This is a genomic window from Rhizobium sp. SRI_017 (assembly GCF_057586295.1).
The window spans coordinates 139,192-156,188 of the sequence record NZ_JBYCZP010000004.1 but is presented as its reverse complement, the minus strand read 5'-3'; the positions used below and the strand labels follow the sequence as shown (position 1 = coordinate 156,188).

12 protein-coding genes are annotated in these 16,997 nt (G+C 62.6%); 5 read left to right on the top strand and 7 right to left on the bottom strand.

The genetic code is table 11. The annotated features are described in order from the left end of the window. Positions 1–23: 23 nt before the first annotated feature. From AC2YI2_RS10960 to AC2YI2_RS10950, 3 genes are all read left to right on the top strand, one after another. The gene (locus tag AC2YI2_RS10960; RefSeq protein ID WP_487386505.1) at positions 24–1,499 is read left to right on the top strand and encodes a YcjX family GTP-binding protein; all 1,476 of its coding nucleotides are present in this window, start codon (positions 24–26) and stop codon (positions 1,497–1,499) included. Then, on the top strand, positions 1,496–2,521 hold the full coding sequence (locus tag AC2YI2_RS10955) for a YcjF family protein (protein WP_487386504.1): 1,026 nt from the start codon (positions 1,496–1,498) through the stop codon (positions 2,519–2,521). The genes AC2YI2_RS10960 and AC2YI2_RS10955 overlap by 4 nt, the downstream gene beginning before the upstream one ends. A gap of 200 nt (positions 2,522–2,721) precedes the next feature. After that, positions 2,722–3,264, top strand: a complete 543-nt coding sequence (locus tag AC2YI2_RS10950) for a hypothetical protein (RefSeq protein ID WP_487386503.1) — start codon at positions 2,722–2,724, stop codon at positions 3,262–3,264. Positions 3,265–3,310: 46 nt separating this feature from the next. On the opposite strand, the gene folK is transcribed toward AC2YI2_RS10950, so the two are convergent. From folK to folP, 3 genes are read right to left on the bottom strand one after another with little or no spacing between them, the layout of a single operon-like run. Continuing rightward, positions 3,311–3,841 carry a 2-amino-4-hydroxy-6-hydroxymethyldihydropteridine diphosphokinase gene (folK, locus tag AC2YI2_RS10945; RefSeq protein WP_487386502.1) on the bottom strand — a complete coding sequence of 177 codons (531 nt, stop codon included), beginning with the start codon at positions 3,839–3,841 and terminating at the stop codon, positions 3,311–3,313. After that, complete coding sequence (gene folB / locus AC2YI2_RS10940; RefSeq protein ID WP_487386501.1) at positions 3,819–4,193, bottom strand: dihydroneopterin aldolase; 375 nt, start codon at positions 4,191–4,193, stop codon at positions 3,819–3,821. Before folB ends, folK begins: the two co-directional genes overlap by 23 nt. Beyond that, positions 4,190–5,062: a dihydropteroate synthase gene (gene folP, locus AC2YI2_RS10935; protein WP_487386500.1), complete on the bottom strand. Its 873-nt coding sequence runs from the start codon at positions 5,060–5,062 to the stop codon at positions 4,190–4,192. The genes folB and folP overlap by 4 nt, the downstream gene beginning before the upstream one ends. 97 nt (positions 5,063–5,159) lie before the next feature. On the opposite strand from folP, the gene AC2YI2_RS10930 reads away from it, so the two are divergent. Continuing rightward, positions 5,160–5,774, top strand: a complete 615-nt coding sequence (locus AC2YI2_RS10930; protein WP_487386850.1) for a DUF922 domain-containing Zn-dependent protease — start codon at positions 5,160–5,162, stop codon at positions 5,772–5,774. Positions 5,775–6,074: 300 nt separating this feature from the next. On the opposite strand, the gene AC2YI2_RS10925 is transcribed toward AC2YI2_RS10930, so the two are convergent. Together AC2YI2_RS10925 and AC2YI2_RS10920 are read right to left on the bottom strand one after the other, a co-directional pair. Beyond that, positions 6,075–6,395, bottom strand: coding sequence for a 2Fe-2S iron-sulfur cluster-binding protein (locus AC2YI2_RS10925; RefSeq protein WP_487386499.1), 321 nt, complete (start codon positions 6,393–6,395; stop codon positions 6,075–6,077). 139 nt (positions 6,396–6,534) lie between these two features. Continuing rightward, positions 6,535–6,897: an Hpt domain-containing protein gene (locus AC2YI2_RS10920; protein ID WP_487386498.1), complete on the bottom strand. Its 363-nt coding sequence runs from the start codon at positions 6,895–6,897 to the stop codon at positions 6,535–6,537. Between the two features lie 431 nt (positions 6,898–7,328). On the opposite strand from AC2YI2_RS10920, the gene AC2YI2_RS10915 reads away from it, so the two are divergent. Then, the gene (locus tag AC2YI2_RS10915) at positions 7,329–14,924 is read left to right on the top strand and encodes an apolipoprotein A-IV repeat region-like domain-containing protein (RefSeq protein ID WP_487386497.1); all 7,596 of its coding nucleotides are present in this window, start codon (positions 7,329–7,331) and stop codon (positions 14,922–14,924) included. Positions 14,925–15,006: 82 nt separating this feature from the next. Here AC2YI2_RS10915 and AC2YI2_RS10910 read toward each other — a convergent pair whose 3' ends face one another. Then, positions 15,007–15,603, bottom strand: coding sequence for an ABC-type transport auxiliary lipoprotein family protein (locus AC2YI2_RS10910; RefSeq protein WP_487386496.1), 597 nt, complete (start codon positions 15,601–15,603; stop codon positions 15,007–15,009). Positions 15,604–15,626: 23 nt separating this feature from the next. Next, positions 15,627–16,997, bottom strand: coding sequence for an MlaD family protein (locus tag AC2YI2_RS10905; protein WP_487386495.1), 1,371 nt, complete (start codon positions 16,995–16,997; stop codon positions 15,627–15,629).

The window sequence follows — 16,997 nt, the reverse complement described above, 5'->3', positions numbered from 1 at the left end:
CAGTCTTGCCACGGATGCCGCGTTTGCCGCCCTCTCCCATGAATATCGCCGACGAAGCAATGCTTGCGCTCGAGACGATCGCCGAGCGGGCCAGCGGCTTTGCCAATCCTTCGCTTCGTCTCGGCGTCACAGGCCTGTCGCGCGCAGGAAAGACCGTGTTCATCTCGGCACTGATCCATAACCTGCTGCATGGCGGCCGCCTGCCGCTTTTCGAGGCCCAGCGGTCGGGCCGGATAAAGTCGGTGGGCCTGCAGGAACAGCCTGACGATGCGGTGCCGCGGTTCCAGTATGAGGATCACGTCCGCACACTCGTCGAGAAGCGGTTGTGGCCGGATTCGACGCGAGCGATTTCAGAGCTGCGGCTGACGATCGAATTCGAAAGCGCCTCGATGTGGAATCGGCTGCTCTCGGCGGGACGGCTCTCGATCGACATCGTCGACTATCCCGGCGAATGGCTGCTTGATCTGCCGCTTTTGGAGCAGGACTACAGAACCTTCTCGGATCGGACGGTCAAGCTCGCCGGTTCGGGACGCCGCAAGACCCTGGCGAAGGATTGGTTGAAGATCGCTTCGACCATTGCACCAGACCATGAGGCCGACGAGATGGTGGCTCGCGACCTCGCGAGCGCCTTCACCGCTTATCTCCGCGCCTGCAAGGAGGACGAGCACTCTTTCTCAGCCCTCGCGCCCGGCCGTTTCCTGATGCCTGGTGATCTCGAAGGCTCGCCCGCGCTGACTTTCGCGCCGCTCGCCCGCCTGCCTGAAGGCAAGCCGCCCCGGGGCAGCCTCGCAGCAATGATGGAGCGGCGTTTCGAGGCCTACAAGACGCATGTCGTGAAGCCCTTCTTCAAAGAGCATTTCGCCCGGCTCGACCGGCAGATCGTGCTGATCGACACGCTTCAGGCGCTCAACCGCGGACCAGAGGCGATGGCGGACCTCGAAAATGCGCTGGTCGATGTGCTCGGCGCCTTCCGCGCCGGTTCGACGTCGATCCTGAGCTCCTTCTTCACCCGCCGCATCGACAAGGTGCTGGTGGCCGCGACCAAGGCGGATCATCTGCACCATGAAAGCCACGACAGGCTGGAGGCGCTCACCCGCCGTATCGTCGATCGCGCCGTCGAACGGATCGGCCGGACGGGTGCCACGATCGACGTGATGGCACTTGCCTCTATCCGCGCGACCCGCGAGGCGACTGTGACCCGCGACGGCGAGGAACTTCCGGTGATCGTCGGCACGCCGATATCGGGCGAGCGGATCGAAGGCGAGACCTTCGACGGCAAGCGACGAACGGCGATCTTTCCGGGCGATTTGCCTGACAAGACCGATATCTATTTCCGCCCACCCGGTTCGGTCCCGAATATGCCCACCCTGCCCCATATCAACATCGTTCGCTTCCGGCCGCCGGAGGTCGAGGAAAATGGTGGCGGATTGAAGCTCTCGCTGCCGCATATCCGCCTCGATCGCGCTTTGCAGTTCCTGTTCGGAGACCGTTTGGCATGAGCAAGGAACCCCGCAAGCCGCAAAGCTTTGCTTTCGACGAGCCGCCGGCAGCGCCCGTCGAGGTCCGGATGCGCAAGCCCGGCGCTTTCGATGCCGGTGTCACGCTCACACCCGACGAACTCGACCCGTTTCTTGGCGAGGCCGATACCCTTCCGCCACCGCCGGCGCCCCGCCGGCGCGGCCTACCCCTGTTGCAGATCTTCTTGACGGCGCTGGGCGCCATCATCTCGGTCGCCTTCGCGCTATGGCTCGATGGGCTGATCCGCAGCCTGTTCAGCCGCAACGACTGGCTGGGCTATGCCGCAATCGGCGTGACTGCTATCGGGGCGCTGGCGCTTCTGGGTATAGTGGCGCGCGAATGGCTGGGCATGCGGCGCCTCGCGGCAGTTCAAGCACTGAGGGATGAAGCCGTCAATGCGGCACTGGAGCCGAAGCCCGCTAAGGCACGCGCCGTGCTCGACAAACTGGTCAAGTTGTCGGAAAGCATCCCGGAAACGGCCGCTGGTCGCGCAGCACTCGCTCGCACCGCCGGCGAGATCATCGACGCGGGAGGCCTGCTGGGACTTGCCGAGATCGAACTGCTGGGACCGACGGATCGAAAGGTTCGGCAGCTCATCCTCAACGCCTCGAAACGCGTATCCATCGTCACGGCCGTGAGCCCGCGTGCCCTCGTCGATCTGGGTTATGTGCTTTTCGAGTCGACCCGGTTGGTACGCTCAATCGCGGAAGCCTATGGCACCAAGCCCGGCCGGCTCGGCATGTTCCGACTGTTCCGCGACGTGATAGCCCATCTCGCCGTCACCGGGTCGATCGCGGCGGGCGACAGCCTCGTCCAGCAGATCCTCGGCCATGGCATTGCCTCGAAGCTTTCGGCACGGCTCGGCGAAGGCGTCGTTAATGGACTGATGACGGCACGGATAGGCATTGCCGCAATGGATCTGCTGCGCCCCCTCCCCTTCAAGGCTCTGAGGCGACCGGGAATCGGCGATTTCATGGGCGACCTTGCCGGCGGCGGCGCCTGAGTCTGCCGCTGTTTGAGTGTTTGCCAGTAGCGGGCGGGCGCGAATTGGTGTATCCGAATTGCAATAGCTGCGCATAGAGCGCGTTTTGGCTGTGGGTAGGTGTTGCGAAGCAGCGGCGACGCTGGCAGGAAGAAACCACCCATTAACCATTCTCGGCGAAGACTAAAGCTGTTCTTGCGCCGGTGTTCAGGGGATCGAATATGTTTTCGCGCGTCAAAATGCTTGCCACCGGACTTGCGGCAGCTGCCATCGTCACGGCCATATTCGTTGCGCCCGCGTCGGCCGGTTCGCGTGACAAGTCGTTCTTCGACGGTGTTCAGGGTCAGTGGTCCGGTCCGGGCGAGATTGTCGCCGGGAAGTACAAGGGCACGAAGTTCACCTGCAAGCTCTCCGGCTCGTCGCTTGATGGCACTGGCATGATGCTCGATGGCTCCTGCCGCGTTGGAATTTTCAAGCAGCCGATGAAGGCCGTTATCAAGACCGCTGGCCGCACCTACAAGGGCAAGTTCCTTGATGGCGCCCAGGGCAAGGGTCTCGACATCATCTCCGGCAATGTGACCGGCCAGAAGATCGTCGTGGGCATCACCCGCGCCAAGCTCAACGGCGCCATGATCGCCCGCCTTCAGGGGAAGAACACGATGACCGTTACGATCTCGGTGAAGGTCGAGAACACGATGGTTCCTGTTATCGGCATGAACCTGAACCGTGAAACCGATGAGATCTCAGTCGGTTCGGTCGACTAAACATCGCGTCCAAGAGGAATCGAAAGCCGGGCATCGCCCGGCTTTTTCATGTCTGGCGCCACCAGTCTCGGCTTTCGTCCGCGATTTCGATGCCGGCGCTGTCGGCTTGGCCCAGCCAGTCCTTCAGCGCCCGGTCCTCGATGCGGTAATCCGGCGCGACATCGATCAGCGGCATCAGCACGAAGGCCCGATCCTTCATCCGCGGATGCGGGATGGTGAGCTGATCGCTGTGGATCGCCTGGCCGTCATAATCGAGGATATCGATGTCGAGCGTACGGGGCCCCCAGCGCTCGATCCGCACGCGCCGATTCGCTTGTTCGATGCCGAGCGCGAGATCAAGAAGCGGCACCGCGCCGAGCATCGTCTCGACCCGCGCCGCCGAGTTGAAGAACCAGTCCTGGTCGGTCTTGCCCCATGGCGGCGTGCGGTAGAGCCGCGAAACTGCGATCACCCGACAAGCCGGACGTTCTGCAAGGGTCTTGAGCGCCGTCGACATCGCACTGACGGGGTCCCCGACATTGCCGCCGAGCCCGAGAAGCGCTGTGACGAAACCGTCACTCGCCGGCACGGTGCTCAATCGTCACCTGGACATAATCGAGGACGCCGGCAATCGGGGCGTTCGGCTTGCGGAGCGTGATCTTCGCCCGCCGGATCTGCGGAAAGCGCGCCTCGAGCGAACGCGCAACTTCCATGGCAAGCGCCTCGATCAGGAAGTAACGCCGTCCGGTGACGATCTGCTCGATCACCTTGAAGGCGACGCCATAGTCGACAGTGCTTTCGAGCATGTCGTCCTCGAGAGAGCCGGCGGGCTGTACCTCGAGTTCCGCATCGACGAAGAAGCGCTGACCCAGCACCTCTTCTTCATGCATCGCGCCGTGGCGTGCGAAGAATGCACAGTTGGACAGCAATATGGTGTAGGTTCCGCTCATTTGCTGCTCCCGCTAGCATGTTCCCATTCGACCTTGAGGATAGCATCCGCGATGGCCAGAGCATCCCTGTTGATTGCGACATTGTGGACACGGAATATCGCCGCGCCCACGCGACGCAAAAGCGCAGTTGTCGCCGCCGTGGCGACGTCCCGGTCAGCCGGATCGCGGCCCGTGACGGAGCCCAAGAAGCGCTTGCGCGATGTACCTGCGAGCAGCGGCAGACAGAGCGTGTGAAGCTCGGCGAATCGCGCCAGTATCTGGAGGTTTTCGGCCGCCGTTTCCTTGTTGAACCCGAAGCCTGGATCAAGCACGATGGCTTCGTCCTTCACGCCCGCCGCCCGGGCGATATCGAGTGATTGGCTGAGGAAGAAGAGCTGGTCCTCGATCGCATCAGGCAGCTTTTCCCGGCCGCGGCCGGTATGCATGATGCAGACGCCCGCCCCTGTGCCTGCCACAACGCCTGCGAGATCCGGGTCGCGCTGCAGGCCGTGCACATCGTTGACGATATGGGCACCGGCAGCAATGGCACGCTCGGCAGTCGTGGCGCGATAGGTATCGATCGAGATCAGCGCATCGCTCCGGGCGGCAAGCGCCTCGATGACCGGCAGCACCCTCGCCTGCTCCTGCTCGGCTGTGACTTCTGCAGCACCCGGACGCGTTGATTCGCCGCCGATATCAACGATCACAGCACCATCTTCAACCGCCCGAAGCGCATTTTCGATCGCCTTCGATGCCTCGATGTTCAGGCCGCCATCGGAAAAGGAATCCGGGGTCACATTGATGATCGCCATCAGCCATCCGGTCGGCCCCAGCGTGAGTTCCCGGCCACGAGCCAGTTTCCAGGCCACAGGATCAAAGGGCGCGGTCATTGCTCACCTTTCGTCATCACTCTGGCCCACGCTGTTTACATATTGCGCCCTCGGATACAATGTCCCATGGATAGGCAAAGAGGAGCGCACCATGAGATTGCCAAGAACGCTTCAGCCGCTTTTTGCTGCGCTTCTGATCGCAGGGGTATCGGTCCCCGCACCTGCCGAGACGATTATCCACAAGACGGTGACCTATTTCTCGATCGGGGGTCACACGGCCACTGACCTCGACCGCGAGATGACGCGCCGCGGGCCGTTCTCACACACCACCGGACGCCGGCATCCCGGCGCGACGCAGATCAAATTCAACGGCTCGGCGACGTTCGTGCGCAAGAATGGCCGTTGTGTGATCGGCGGGGCCAAAGTGTCGCTGTTGACCAAGCTCATGCTGCCGCGCTGGACCAACCGCCGGCGGGCCAACCGCCAGATGGGCCTGATCTGGGACACGCTCGCCGCTGACATCAAGCGCCATGAGGAGCGCCACGCGGAAATCGCCCGCACGCATGCCCGCGGTCTGGAAAAGACCATTCTCGGCCTTTCCGCGTCGAGCGATTGCCCGACGCTCAAGGCGCGGGTCAATCGCGTGTCGCAGGAAGCGATGGTCGCGCATGACAAGGACCAGATGCGTTTCGACCGGATCGAGTCGGTGAATTTCGAGAACCGGATGATTCGCCTGCTCAAGTACCGGATCAGCCAACGGGCCGAAGAATAGCGTCTTCGCCGTAAATTTGGGCGAAATGCTACCGGCTGCCCCATGAGGCTTGCGCGAGACTTGCGCTCATTCCTGTGAATTGACCCCTAAGATTCGTCAATTGCACTTGCGGCTTTGCTGAAATACCGTTCACATATCGAATGTGAATCGTGAATGAGAGTTCAGGCGTTCTTGCTGGTTTCGGTTTCCCAAGGCGCATGTGAGTGGCTGCAGGTGTCTCCTCCCTCGCCTGTTTGACAATGCGTCTCATTAGCCTCGCTCGGAACGGAGCGAGGCTTTTTTTGGCTTCTGACCTGCCTATCAGCCTTGTTTTTCAGGAATGTGAACAGTCAGCCCATCAAGCGCCTCGGACATCTTGATCTGACAGCTCAGCCGCGACGTCGGGCGGACGTCATAGGCGAAATCCAGCATGTCCTCTTCCATCGGGTCGGGACGGCCCGCTTTGTCGGCGAAGGCATCTCCGACATAGACATGACAGGTCGCGCAGGCGCAGGCGCCGCCGCATTCGGCAAGAATGCCGTTGATGGAGTTGCGGATCGCATTCTCCATGACCGTGGAGCCGGGAGCAGCGTCCACTTCATGGCGGGTGCCGTCGTGTTCGATGAAAATAAGCTTGGGCATGATCTGTCTTTGTCCGTTCGCGGCTCGGCGGGCTGTGGAGCCGCCTTTTCCAACAAAACAGATATTGCGTCAACAAGTGCCCGAAATAGCGACAGCCGGAGACGCGGGAAGCGCCTCCGGCTGTGCTTGATTGCCTAAATCAACGCGAGAGCGTGTTGATGAAATTCTCGGCCGCAGCGATCGCATTGCCTAGGACAATAATGTCGGCCGCGTCGCCCTGTGCTTCGACCTTCTCGGCAGCCGAGGAAACGTCGAAGGCGCCGATCGCAAGGGCCGCACCCTTGAGCTTGTGGGCCGTCTGCGTGACCACTTCGGCGTTGCCGGAAGAGAGATCACTCAGATAGCAGCGCGCCTGCCGGGCGAATGTGTGGAGCACTTCCAGTTCAAGGGCCTTGTCGCCCGATGTTTGTCTTGCGAGGTGAACGAGATCGATTGGCCGGTGGGTCGTCGTGTAACCACGATAGTTGTCCGGTGCCTCGAATGCGATACTCAACGCTGCCATGCTTAGGTTTTCCCTATTTTGTTTTGATGTGGGACAGCCACAGTTCGAATGGCCCAATTGTCTCACCGACTGTCGGAAGAATGCTTAATTGAGGCAATTTGACGGATGTGAAACTTCAGTTATGGTTAACGTCTGTTAAAAGGCGATATTCGTTGAACTTTTGGACGCGACGGAACGAAGCTGCGGTTAATTTCTTGTTAACCAGCAATCGTTCCAAACGCCAAGTGATTGTATCAAAACGGCTTCTGTGCCACTAAGTTACGAGGTCTGGAGTGGCTTGCCCCTGTGCACAGCGCTCGATTCCATGCGACAGTACGGCGTTTCATCGAATGGATCATGATGGATGAGCCCGGTCGCGACGTACATTCCGCCCGGGAGCCGATCCTATTTCCGGCTCGCTCGCGGTGACATAAGAATGAGGCGACACCGGAATGGCAACGAAACGCGAGAACGAAGCGGCCGACGACAACGCCTATAAGGCGCTGGAGGATGCCCTTGCCATCGACTTCCAGGACGGGACCAACAAGCCCGGCCGGGATGAAGATGGCGCGCGCCCGTCGAAGGAAGACCTTGCCCGCTCGCTGTCGCCGGAACCGGCCCCGAAATCTCCTCAGTTCAGGCCGGCCAACGACCAGTCCGGCACGCGCGCGAGCGCATTGAACAGCCTGCCCGGCGGCCCCGACAGCGGCGCGCCGATGCGCATCGCCACCATCATTTCCGTGATCTGGGTCGTTCTCTGCCTGGCCACCGCACATATGCTTTACGCTCCGGCCATTTGGCAGGTCCGTTCGATCGAGCAGTTCGTCGCCATTCCTGGTGCGCTGGCGCTGATCGTCGCCATGATCTTCCCGATCGCGATCTTCTTCGCCTTCGCGCTGATGATTGCCCGTGCACGCGAACTGCGCCACGCCGCACGTGCCATGGCCGAAGTGGCTCTCCGGCTCGCCGAGCCCGAAAGCGCCGCCGCCGACCGCATCATGAGCGTCGGGCAGGCCGTGCGCCGCCAGGTCACCGCGATGAACGAGGGCATCGAGCGGACCATCGCGCGTGCTGCTGAGCTGGAATCGCTTGTTCACTCCGAGGTCAGCGCGCTGGAGCGCAGCTACACCGACAACGAGATGCGCGTGCGCACTCTCGTGCAGGAGCTTGGCTCCGAGCGCGAAGCCATCGTCGGCCATGCCGAGCGCGTGCGATCCTCCATCGCCGGTGCGCATGAACATCTGAAGGAAGAGCTCGCTGCGGCGAGCCTCGGCATTTCTCGCAACATCGCAACATCGGGCGAAGCCGTCGCCAAGATGATCGACACGCAGGCCGCGATCTTCATCGAGAAGACTGGCCTCGCGGCGGACTCGATCGACAGCCTGCTGACGGTGAAAACCGACAACCTGCTGGCCGCCCTCTCCTCCAGCGGCGTAGCGCTCACCAACGAGTTCGATTCCCGCATCGACATGATGTCCTCGACGCTGCAGGAGCGCGGCAAGGCGCTGCTTTCAGACTTCGAGACACGCGCCTCGATGCTGGATGCCAATACCGAGAAGCTCAACCACGCCCTGCACGAGCGCACCAAGCAGCTCAACGAGACGCTGATCGCCCGCACCAAGCAGATCAACGAGTCGCTGACGGCAGGCGCCCAGGCGATCACGTCGGAGCTCGACGATGTGCTTGCATCGCTCAACTCCTCCCTCGACGAGAAGAGCACGACCTTCCGCCAGACGATGAAGACCACGGCCGACGAGGCCGTGATGGATCTCGATCTCAGGACGAGCTTCTTTGACGAGCGCCTGCGCAGCTCCGTCGATCTCGTCTCATCCGCTTTCGATGGCCGCCTGACCGAGTTTGCCACGGCTTTCGACGAGCGTTCCGGCTCGCTCGACGCGAAGCTTTCCGAGAGCCTGGCGCGGATCAACGAATCCGTCGGTACCGGCCGCGATGCGCTGGAAGGCATTCTTACCTCTTCGCTCGATCGCCTGAATACGGCCTTCGCCGGCCAGTCGGTCGCGATGGAGACGGCGCTCGGTACCGGCCAGGAAATGATCGAAATAGCTCTCGACAGCCGCTTCGGCCAGATTTCCGAGGTGCTTGGCAAGGCCCATCAGCAAATCGAGGCAGGTTTCGGCGGCAAGGCCGACGACATGGTCGCCAAGGTCAGCAGCAGCGCAGACGCGATCACGACGGCCGTCAATTCCGGCTATGACAAGATCGCAAGCGTACTGGACGAAAAGTCTGCCCGCATCGAAACGGCCTTCAGCGAGAACCAGCAGCGCCTGGAAAATGCCGTTGCCCGCGGCACGGAGCTGATCACGGGCAATGTCGAGGATGCTCGCACGCGCCTCGCCCGCACGCTGGGTGAGAATGCCATCACGATTGCCGCGACGTTCAACGAGCACCAGGAAAAGCTCAACGATACCCTCAAGGCGCGTGCCGAGGCTGTGTCGGGCTTGCTCGACAACAGCACCGTCAGCATGGAACAGGCGGCGAAGGATTCGGCGGCTCGGATTACAGCAGCACTTGCCACCACCGACGCCAACATCACCCAGACTGCTTCGGCTGCCGCAGCGCAGATCAGCGAAGCCTTGCTGACAGCATCGACGGGCTTCTCCGCCTCAGCTGGATTTGCAGCCGAAGAAATCAATGAAAAGGCGACCGAAGCCGCCCAGAAGATTGGCGAATCCGCTCAAGCGGCTACGTCGAGCATGTCCGAGTCGCTTCACGCCGCCACCACATCGATGGCCACTGGTGCGAGCGAGGCCTCCGATCAGATCAACGATGCAGTGCTTTCGGCAACCAGCGGCCTCTCCGCCTCTTTGGGCCTCGCTGCCGAGGAAATCAGCGGCCGCGCCACCGCGGTTGCCGAAAAGATCAACGAGACAGCTTTTTCCGCATCGAGCGGTCTGTCCGCCTCCCTCGGCCTCGCTGTGGATGAGATCGGCGGACGCGCGAGCGATGCGGCGAGCAAGATCAACGAGGCCGCCCTCGCCGCCACCGGTAGCCTTACGGCCTCCATGGATCTCGCAACCAAGGAGATCAGCGGTCGCGCGATCGAGATCGGCGCCCAGATCAACGAAGCGACACTCGCCGCCGGAAGCGGCATCACCGCCTCGATCGGCAATGCGGTCGAAGAAATCAGTGGGCGTGCCAACCGGGCAGCCGACAAGATCACCGAAGCTGCCCTCTCGGCAACGAGTGGCCTCACTGCTTCGATGGACATCGCCGCAGAGGAGATCACCGGTCGCACCGGTGAAGTCGCATCCAGGATCAACGAAGCGGCACTCTCGGCCGCAAGCGGTTTCACCACATCGATCGGCAACGCTGTCGAAGAAATCAGCGGCCGCGCCAATCAGGCGGCCGACAAGATCACCGAAGCTGCGCTATCCGTTACGAGCGGCCTCTCCGCTTCTGTCGACCTCGCTGCTGAAGAGATCAGCGGCCGTGCCAGCCAGGCGGCCGAAAAAATCACCGACGCCACGCTCTCGGCAACGAGCGGACTCTCTGCTTCCGTGGCCCTTGCGGCCGAAGAGATTGGCGGCCGTGCCAGCCACGCGGCCGACAAGATCTCAGACACCACACTCTCGGCGACCAGCGGACTCTCCGCTTCCGTGGACCGCGTCGCCGAGGAGATCAGCGGCCGCGCCGGCCAGGCGGCCGACAAGATCGCAGACGCCACACTCTCGGCAACCAGCGGACTCTCCGCCTCCGTGGACCTCGCCGCCGAGGAGATCAGCGGCCGCGCCGACCAGGCGGCCGACAAGATCGCAGTCGCCACACTCTCGGCAACCAGCGAACTCTCCGCCTCCGTGGACCTCGCCGCCGAGGAAATCAGCGGCCGTGCGTCTCATGCAACCAACCAGATTTCCGAGACCGTCGCAAACGTGACCGGTCAAATGTCAAATGTGGTGGCGGCAGCCAGCGGTGAAGTCGTCAATGCACTTTCGTCCACGACGCGTGAGATCAACAACGTGTTCGAAAGCGGCAGCTCAGATCTGTCGTTCCAGCTCGCCAATACGCATGAACTGATCCGCGCGACACTCGAAGACAAGACGAACGCGATCACGATCGCGCTCGAAGAGGGCCGCAAGCATCTCGATGAAACGCTTGCCGATCAGTCGACCGCTATGGGCACATCCATCGCCATGGGCGCGAACATGTTCGAAATGTCCTTCGAGGACGGCGAACGCAAGCTCCGCGAACATGTCGAGCTGAGCAGTCGCGCCATCAACGAGGCGGTGCAGAGCGCCGCAAGCGGCATGACCGGTGCGATCTCCCAGCATACATTGGCGCTGACGGATGCGATGAACCGCAGCACCGAGGGGCTGAATGAGAGCGCACTAAGCTTCGCCGAGAAGATCGAGGCGCGCGAAAAGAGCCTGCGCCAGGTGCTCGACTCGACGGCTGACAATCTCGACAACCGCATGCAGGCCAGTGCGCTGGCACTCGCGAGCAACACGAAGAAGCTCGATAGCACGCTCGCCGAAAGGGAAACCTCGCTTGCAGACGCCATCGATCGGGCGGCCACGTTGCTCGACGAGCGGCTCAATGCCACGGCGGGTGCCGTACAGGCCCGTTGGGAGACCGACCAGGAGGCCCTTCGCGAGGCCCTGGACCGCTCGGCGCTCTCGCTCTCCGAACGGACCGGCAGCCTGATCATCCAGCTTGAATCCAGCCGCTCGGCGCTTCGCGAAGCGATCGAGACGGGCGCAGGCAATGCGCGAATCAGCCTCGAGCAGACCACCGCCGAACTCAACCGCCAGGCCGAGACTTTGATCTCGCAGATCGCCAGCAATCGCGACGCAATCCGCCAGACCATCGAAGCCACCGCCGAAGCGCTCGACGAGCGCCTGCAGAGCGGCGCCGGCAACATGCTGAGCAACATCATGACGCTCGACATGAAGCTCGAAGAGCGCGAACACGCACTCAAGACTGCCATTGCCGAGAGCGCAGCCAATCTTGACGAGATCATGACGACGACGACGGCGGCGATCGCCGGCCGCTTCGGCGACAGCGTCGGCGACATTGCGCGCGCCGCGGACTCCTTCGGCCAGCGCCTCGACTCCACGCTTGGCGAGATGGCCAATCGCTTCGACGCCACAGGCGGCCGGATCGAGATGAGCCTGAGCGCGCTCGACACCGGCCTCAAGGAAGATGCAGGACGTTTCGCCGAGAAGATCGACCTTGCAGGCCGCGAACTGGCCGGCCTCATCGACCAACGTATCCAGGGCTTCAGCGAGGTCGGGGAAACCGCAGCGACGCGGATCGCGGAAACCTTCGATAGCAAGACCAGCCATATCGACGAACGCCTGTCGACGATGGATCGGGCGCTGGGCATCGGCCTCGACAATGTCTCCAAGATGATCGACGGCAAGGCCGCCGGCCTCGCTGCCACGCTGCGCAGCGCCGTCGTCGATGCCACCACGACGATGGACGAGACGGCCGAACGCGTAGTCGGCAACGTCGCGTCGACGGCCGAGCGTGTGGTCGGCAATGTCACGTCGACGGCCGAGCGCGTGGTCGGCGACGTCGCGTCCAAGGGACTGCAATATTCCGAGGACCTGACGGTTCGCACCACGGAATTTGCGAACACGCTCACCGAGAAATCCGACGAGTTCGCCAAGAACCTCGAGACCCGCGTCACCGCCTTCACGACAAATGCCGCAGGCCGCTCCGAGGAATTCGCGCAGAGCGCAGCAGGTCGGTCGGAAGAATTCGCCAAGGCCATGGCCGATCGCGCCGAAGCCTTCGCAGTGCGCATCACCGGTGATGCTGAGACCTTCTCCAACAAGCTGATCGAGACAAGCGCGCGCGTGACATCCGACGCCGCAACGGTCCGTGAGAGCCTCGAATCCACGGAGAAGGCGCTGGGCGCCCGCCATGAGACGATCCGTGCTACACTCGACGACCGGACCCGCGAGCTCAACTCGATCCTTGCCGCCCGTACTTCGGAACTGCAGAAGCTGATCGAAGAACAAGCACGACCTACCGTCGACGGTCTCGCCGGTCTTGGCCGCGAGACGGCCGATCGGATCAGCGCCGCCGCGATCACCGCCGTCGCTCAGTTGCGTGCCGAGAATTCGAGCCTCATCGCTGCGATCGCATCGCGAACAGAAGAGTCCACCCGCGCACTGGCCGGTTCGGAGATGTCGCTTCGTGACACCGTGACCACGCTGATCAGCGCGCTGGACGAGAGCAACAGCGGCATTCAGAATCTCGTGACATCAGCGGCAACGACACTGGGCTCGGTCGAACAGAACCTCGAGTCGGTCGCCGAACGGTTCTCCGAAACGACCAACCGGGTGTCGGACTCGATCCATGCCTCGACGCGCCTGCTCGAAGGCAAGGCGGATCGGCTGTCGACTGTCTCTGGCGAGGCTTTGTCCCAGATCGCCAACATCGTTGGCCGCTTTGAAGATCATTCGAAGGTGCTTGGCCAGGCGTCCGATCTGCTCGGGGCGGCGCAGTCCAACCTCGCCTCGACCATCGAAGAGCGCGAGGATGCGCTCAAGACGCTCGCAGTCGGCCTCGTCAATCGTTCCGAGGAAATCGAGAACACGATGCGGTCGCTGGCCGGCCTCGTCGAGGCGGCGTTCGATCGCGCCGAATCGCGCTCGTCGCAGGTATCGCTCAATCTTAAGAGCTCTGTGCAGGCCTCCTTCGCCGATATCGGCGGCATCCTTTCCGACACCGAAAAGCGTGCCGGCGAGATGGCCGAGAATATCAAGTCGGCCGTCACTGGCGCCGCGCGAGAAGTCTCCGCGACCGTCGAGGCCAATCTCAGCAAGGCGAACGAGCGCGCCGAGGATGTTGCGGGCCGCCTGCGCGCCAGCGTCTCGAACTCGCTCGCCGATGTCGACCGACTGCTGGGCGAAACCGGCAAGCGCTCGATCTCGACGGCAAGCCAGATGCGCGAGGCGCTGCAGGAGGCCGTTCAGGACGCGGTCAACCGCTTTGCTGGCGCCACCGAGGAAATCCGCCGCACGGCCGGCGATATCCGCAAGGAACTGAGCGACACCCGTGCCGACCTCAAGCGCGGCGCCTTCGACCTGCCTGAAGAGGCCAAGGAGAGCGCTGCCCAGATGCGCCGCGCCGTGGCCGAGCAGGTCAAGGCCCTTCAGGAACTCTCCGGCATCATCGGCGTGTCCTCTGCCCATCTGGAACGGCCGCGCCGGCAGGAAAGCCAGCGCGAGGATTATTCGACTCCGGTTGCCGCCCGCGAGCCGGAGGCTGCCGTCCGCCGCGAACCCGTCAGGGCACAGGCTGTCGTCCAGATGCAGGAGCCCGTCGAACTACCCCCGGCCCGCATCATCGAGCAGCCCATCCAGCAGCCAGTCCAACAGCAGCGTGTTGTCGCCGCCGAGCCGGTCCTCCGCCAGGAGCCGGCGCCGCCGCGCCGCCAGCCGGAAGCCGCGCCGCCGCTCAGCGAGCCCACCGGCTTGCGCGGCAGCCTGGGTATTGAACGGCCAGCTTCACGGCCGGTCTCGAACGAAGCCCGTCCGCCGGTCGAACAGCGCCCCGCCCCGGCTCAGCCTCGCGAGCGTCCGGCCGAGACACCGCGCCTTTCCGAAGGCCAGGGCTGGATCTCCGACCTCCTGCGCAACGCGTCGATGGAAGACGAGGAGCCGGCGCCACGCCGCGCCACGCCGACCCCAGCCGCAGCGCAGACGACACCAGCCGAAGCGCGCAATCCTCGCCATGTCGTCGAGTCGCTCAACTCGCTGTCGGTGGATATCGCCCGCGCCATCGACCACGACGCGTCCGTCGAACTCTGGCGCCGCTACCAGCGCGGCGAGCGCGACGTCTTCACCCGTCGCCTCTATACGCTCAAGGGCCAACAGACCTTCGACGAGATCAAGCGCAAGTATGACAACGAGCAAGAGTTCCGCGTGGCAGTCGACCGCTATATCGGCGATTTCGAAAAGCTGCTTGCCGATGTCGCCCGCAACGATCGCGACCGTGTCCTGACCCAGTCCTACCTGACTTCGGATACCGGCAAGGTCTATACGATGCTGGCCCATGCCGCGGGTCGGTTCTCATAAGGCAGAGTAAATCAGCTCAGACATGACAAAGGCCGCGGTGACGCGGCCTTTTCGTTTGCAGCTCGGTAAGTTGGCCGTAGCCTCAGATCGCCTTCAGCGTCCAGGCGACAATTTCCGTTGACACCTGCGCGAAGGCGCGGTCGAGGGCCGCAATATACTCGCGGTTGCTGGAACCCTGCACTGCCGACGTGGCGCTGAAGACACGCTGGGCACGAACCGTGCCGTTGCGGTCGTTGAGCAGCTTCACCGAGATCTCGATATTGGCATGCTGGCCACCATTGGTCTCGACCTGGAACGCGCGAATGTCGGTCACGACCTGGAAGTCGATCGCGAGCCCCTCGCCCGGCTTGCCGACACCGCCGACACGGCCTGTATTCTCGAAGGCCTCGACGAGCTTGGCCTGGACCAGCTTCGGCAACCGATCGCCCCAGCGCGCCTTGGAGAGATACTGGATCTCGACACCAGACAGGCGGATGACGACCTGCTCGGAATCGAGCGCCTTCACTGCCGTCGGCTCGGGCACGAGGATCTGGCGGTTCTTGGCCGAGGGGCCTTCGATTTCGGGAACCGCGGACAGGCCAAAGGTGTCCTTGTTGGCACTGGTGCCGAAACAGCCGGCCAGCATCGTCGCCGAAAGCGCAAGCACCGTCGCTGCCGCCAGCCGCCTGATATCCCGCATTGGTATCACGAATGACCGCCCCTTCAACGCCGCACCCTGCCGTCAAACTCCTTGACGTCTTCGCCGCCAAAAATCAATCGCTGCGGATCGTTGTCGAAGCGAGAAACCGCCCGATTGAGGCTGCGCATGGCCTGCCGCATCTCGTCGACTAGGCCCTCGACATTCTTGAGGCCGGAGCCGGTAAACTGCGTGAGGTTGTCGGCGATCGGACCGATCCTCTTGTTCAGGCTGTCCGCCAGGTCCTTGTAGGATTTCAAAGTTGCACGCGCGTCGGCGAATAGCGACTTGGAATCGCCGGTGCCCAGGAAACTGTCGACCTTGGCGAGCACGCCATCCACACGAGTCGAGGCCTTGTTGATTTTCTCGGCGGTCTCGGAAATGTTGGTGATCGTCTTGTCGATATCCGGACGGCGCTTGGCGATATCTTCGGAAATGCCCTTGAAGCTTGAAACCGCCGTGCGCGCATCCGCCACTGCAGCGCGGATGTCGTCGAGCGAGTCACCGACCTGCTTCGGATCGATCTCGGCCATCAGCTTGTCGACATTGTCGAGTGTCTTCGAGACCTTCACGCCGACTTCGCGGTAGGCATCTGCCGTCGAACGGAAGGCGCGGACAGTGTCAGCCAAGTCGCCGGAGGCCAGCGCAAGATCGCCGCTCACCTTCTCGGCGTTCTTCAGGATGCTGTCGATCTTCTTCGGATCGATCGACTTGACCAGCGAGTCCACCGAGGCGAGCGTGCCGTCGAGGCGGCCGGAAAGGCTCTTGATGGTCCCGGAGAGTTCGCTGACACTCTGCAGGAAGCGGTCGATGCCCGGGGCGTTATCGCGCAGCGCACCCGAGAACGTCTCGACATTCTTGATGGTGGTGTTCAACGGCGCCCGGTTGTCGCGAATGAAGCCGTTGATTTCATCGATCGTCGACTCGGTCTTGCGCATGATGTCGGCTGCCGAGGACAACAGATTGGTGAGGCCTGACTGGTCTGCGACGATCTTGGCCTCCGCACCGCCATTGGCCTGGGTGACAAGCAGCCTCTCCTTGCTGGTGTCACCGCCGGAAAGTTCGATATAGGCGGCCCCAGTCAGGCCCTGCAATTCGACCACGGCGCGCGTTCCCGGATAGATCGGGGCGTCGGTCAAAACTTCGGTGAGGGCGACGGAATTTTCGGGATTCGTCGCGTCAAGCGCGAGGCGGCGGACCGAGCCAATCGGAATACCGTTGAAACGCACTGGCGACCCAACGCTCAAGCCGTTGGCGGAACCCTGGATGATGATTCTCAGCGGCTCCATCTGGCCCTCTCGGCCATAGACCTGCATCCAATAGACAAATGCAAAAGCAGCAAGCATCACCACGACGGTGAAGAAGCCGACAATTGCGTAATTCGCCTTTGTTTCCAT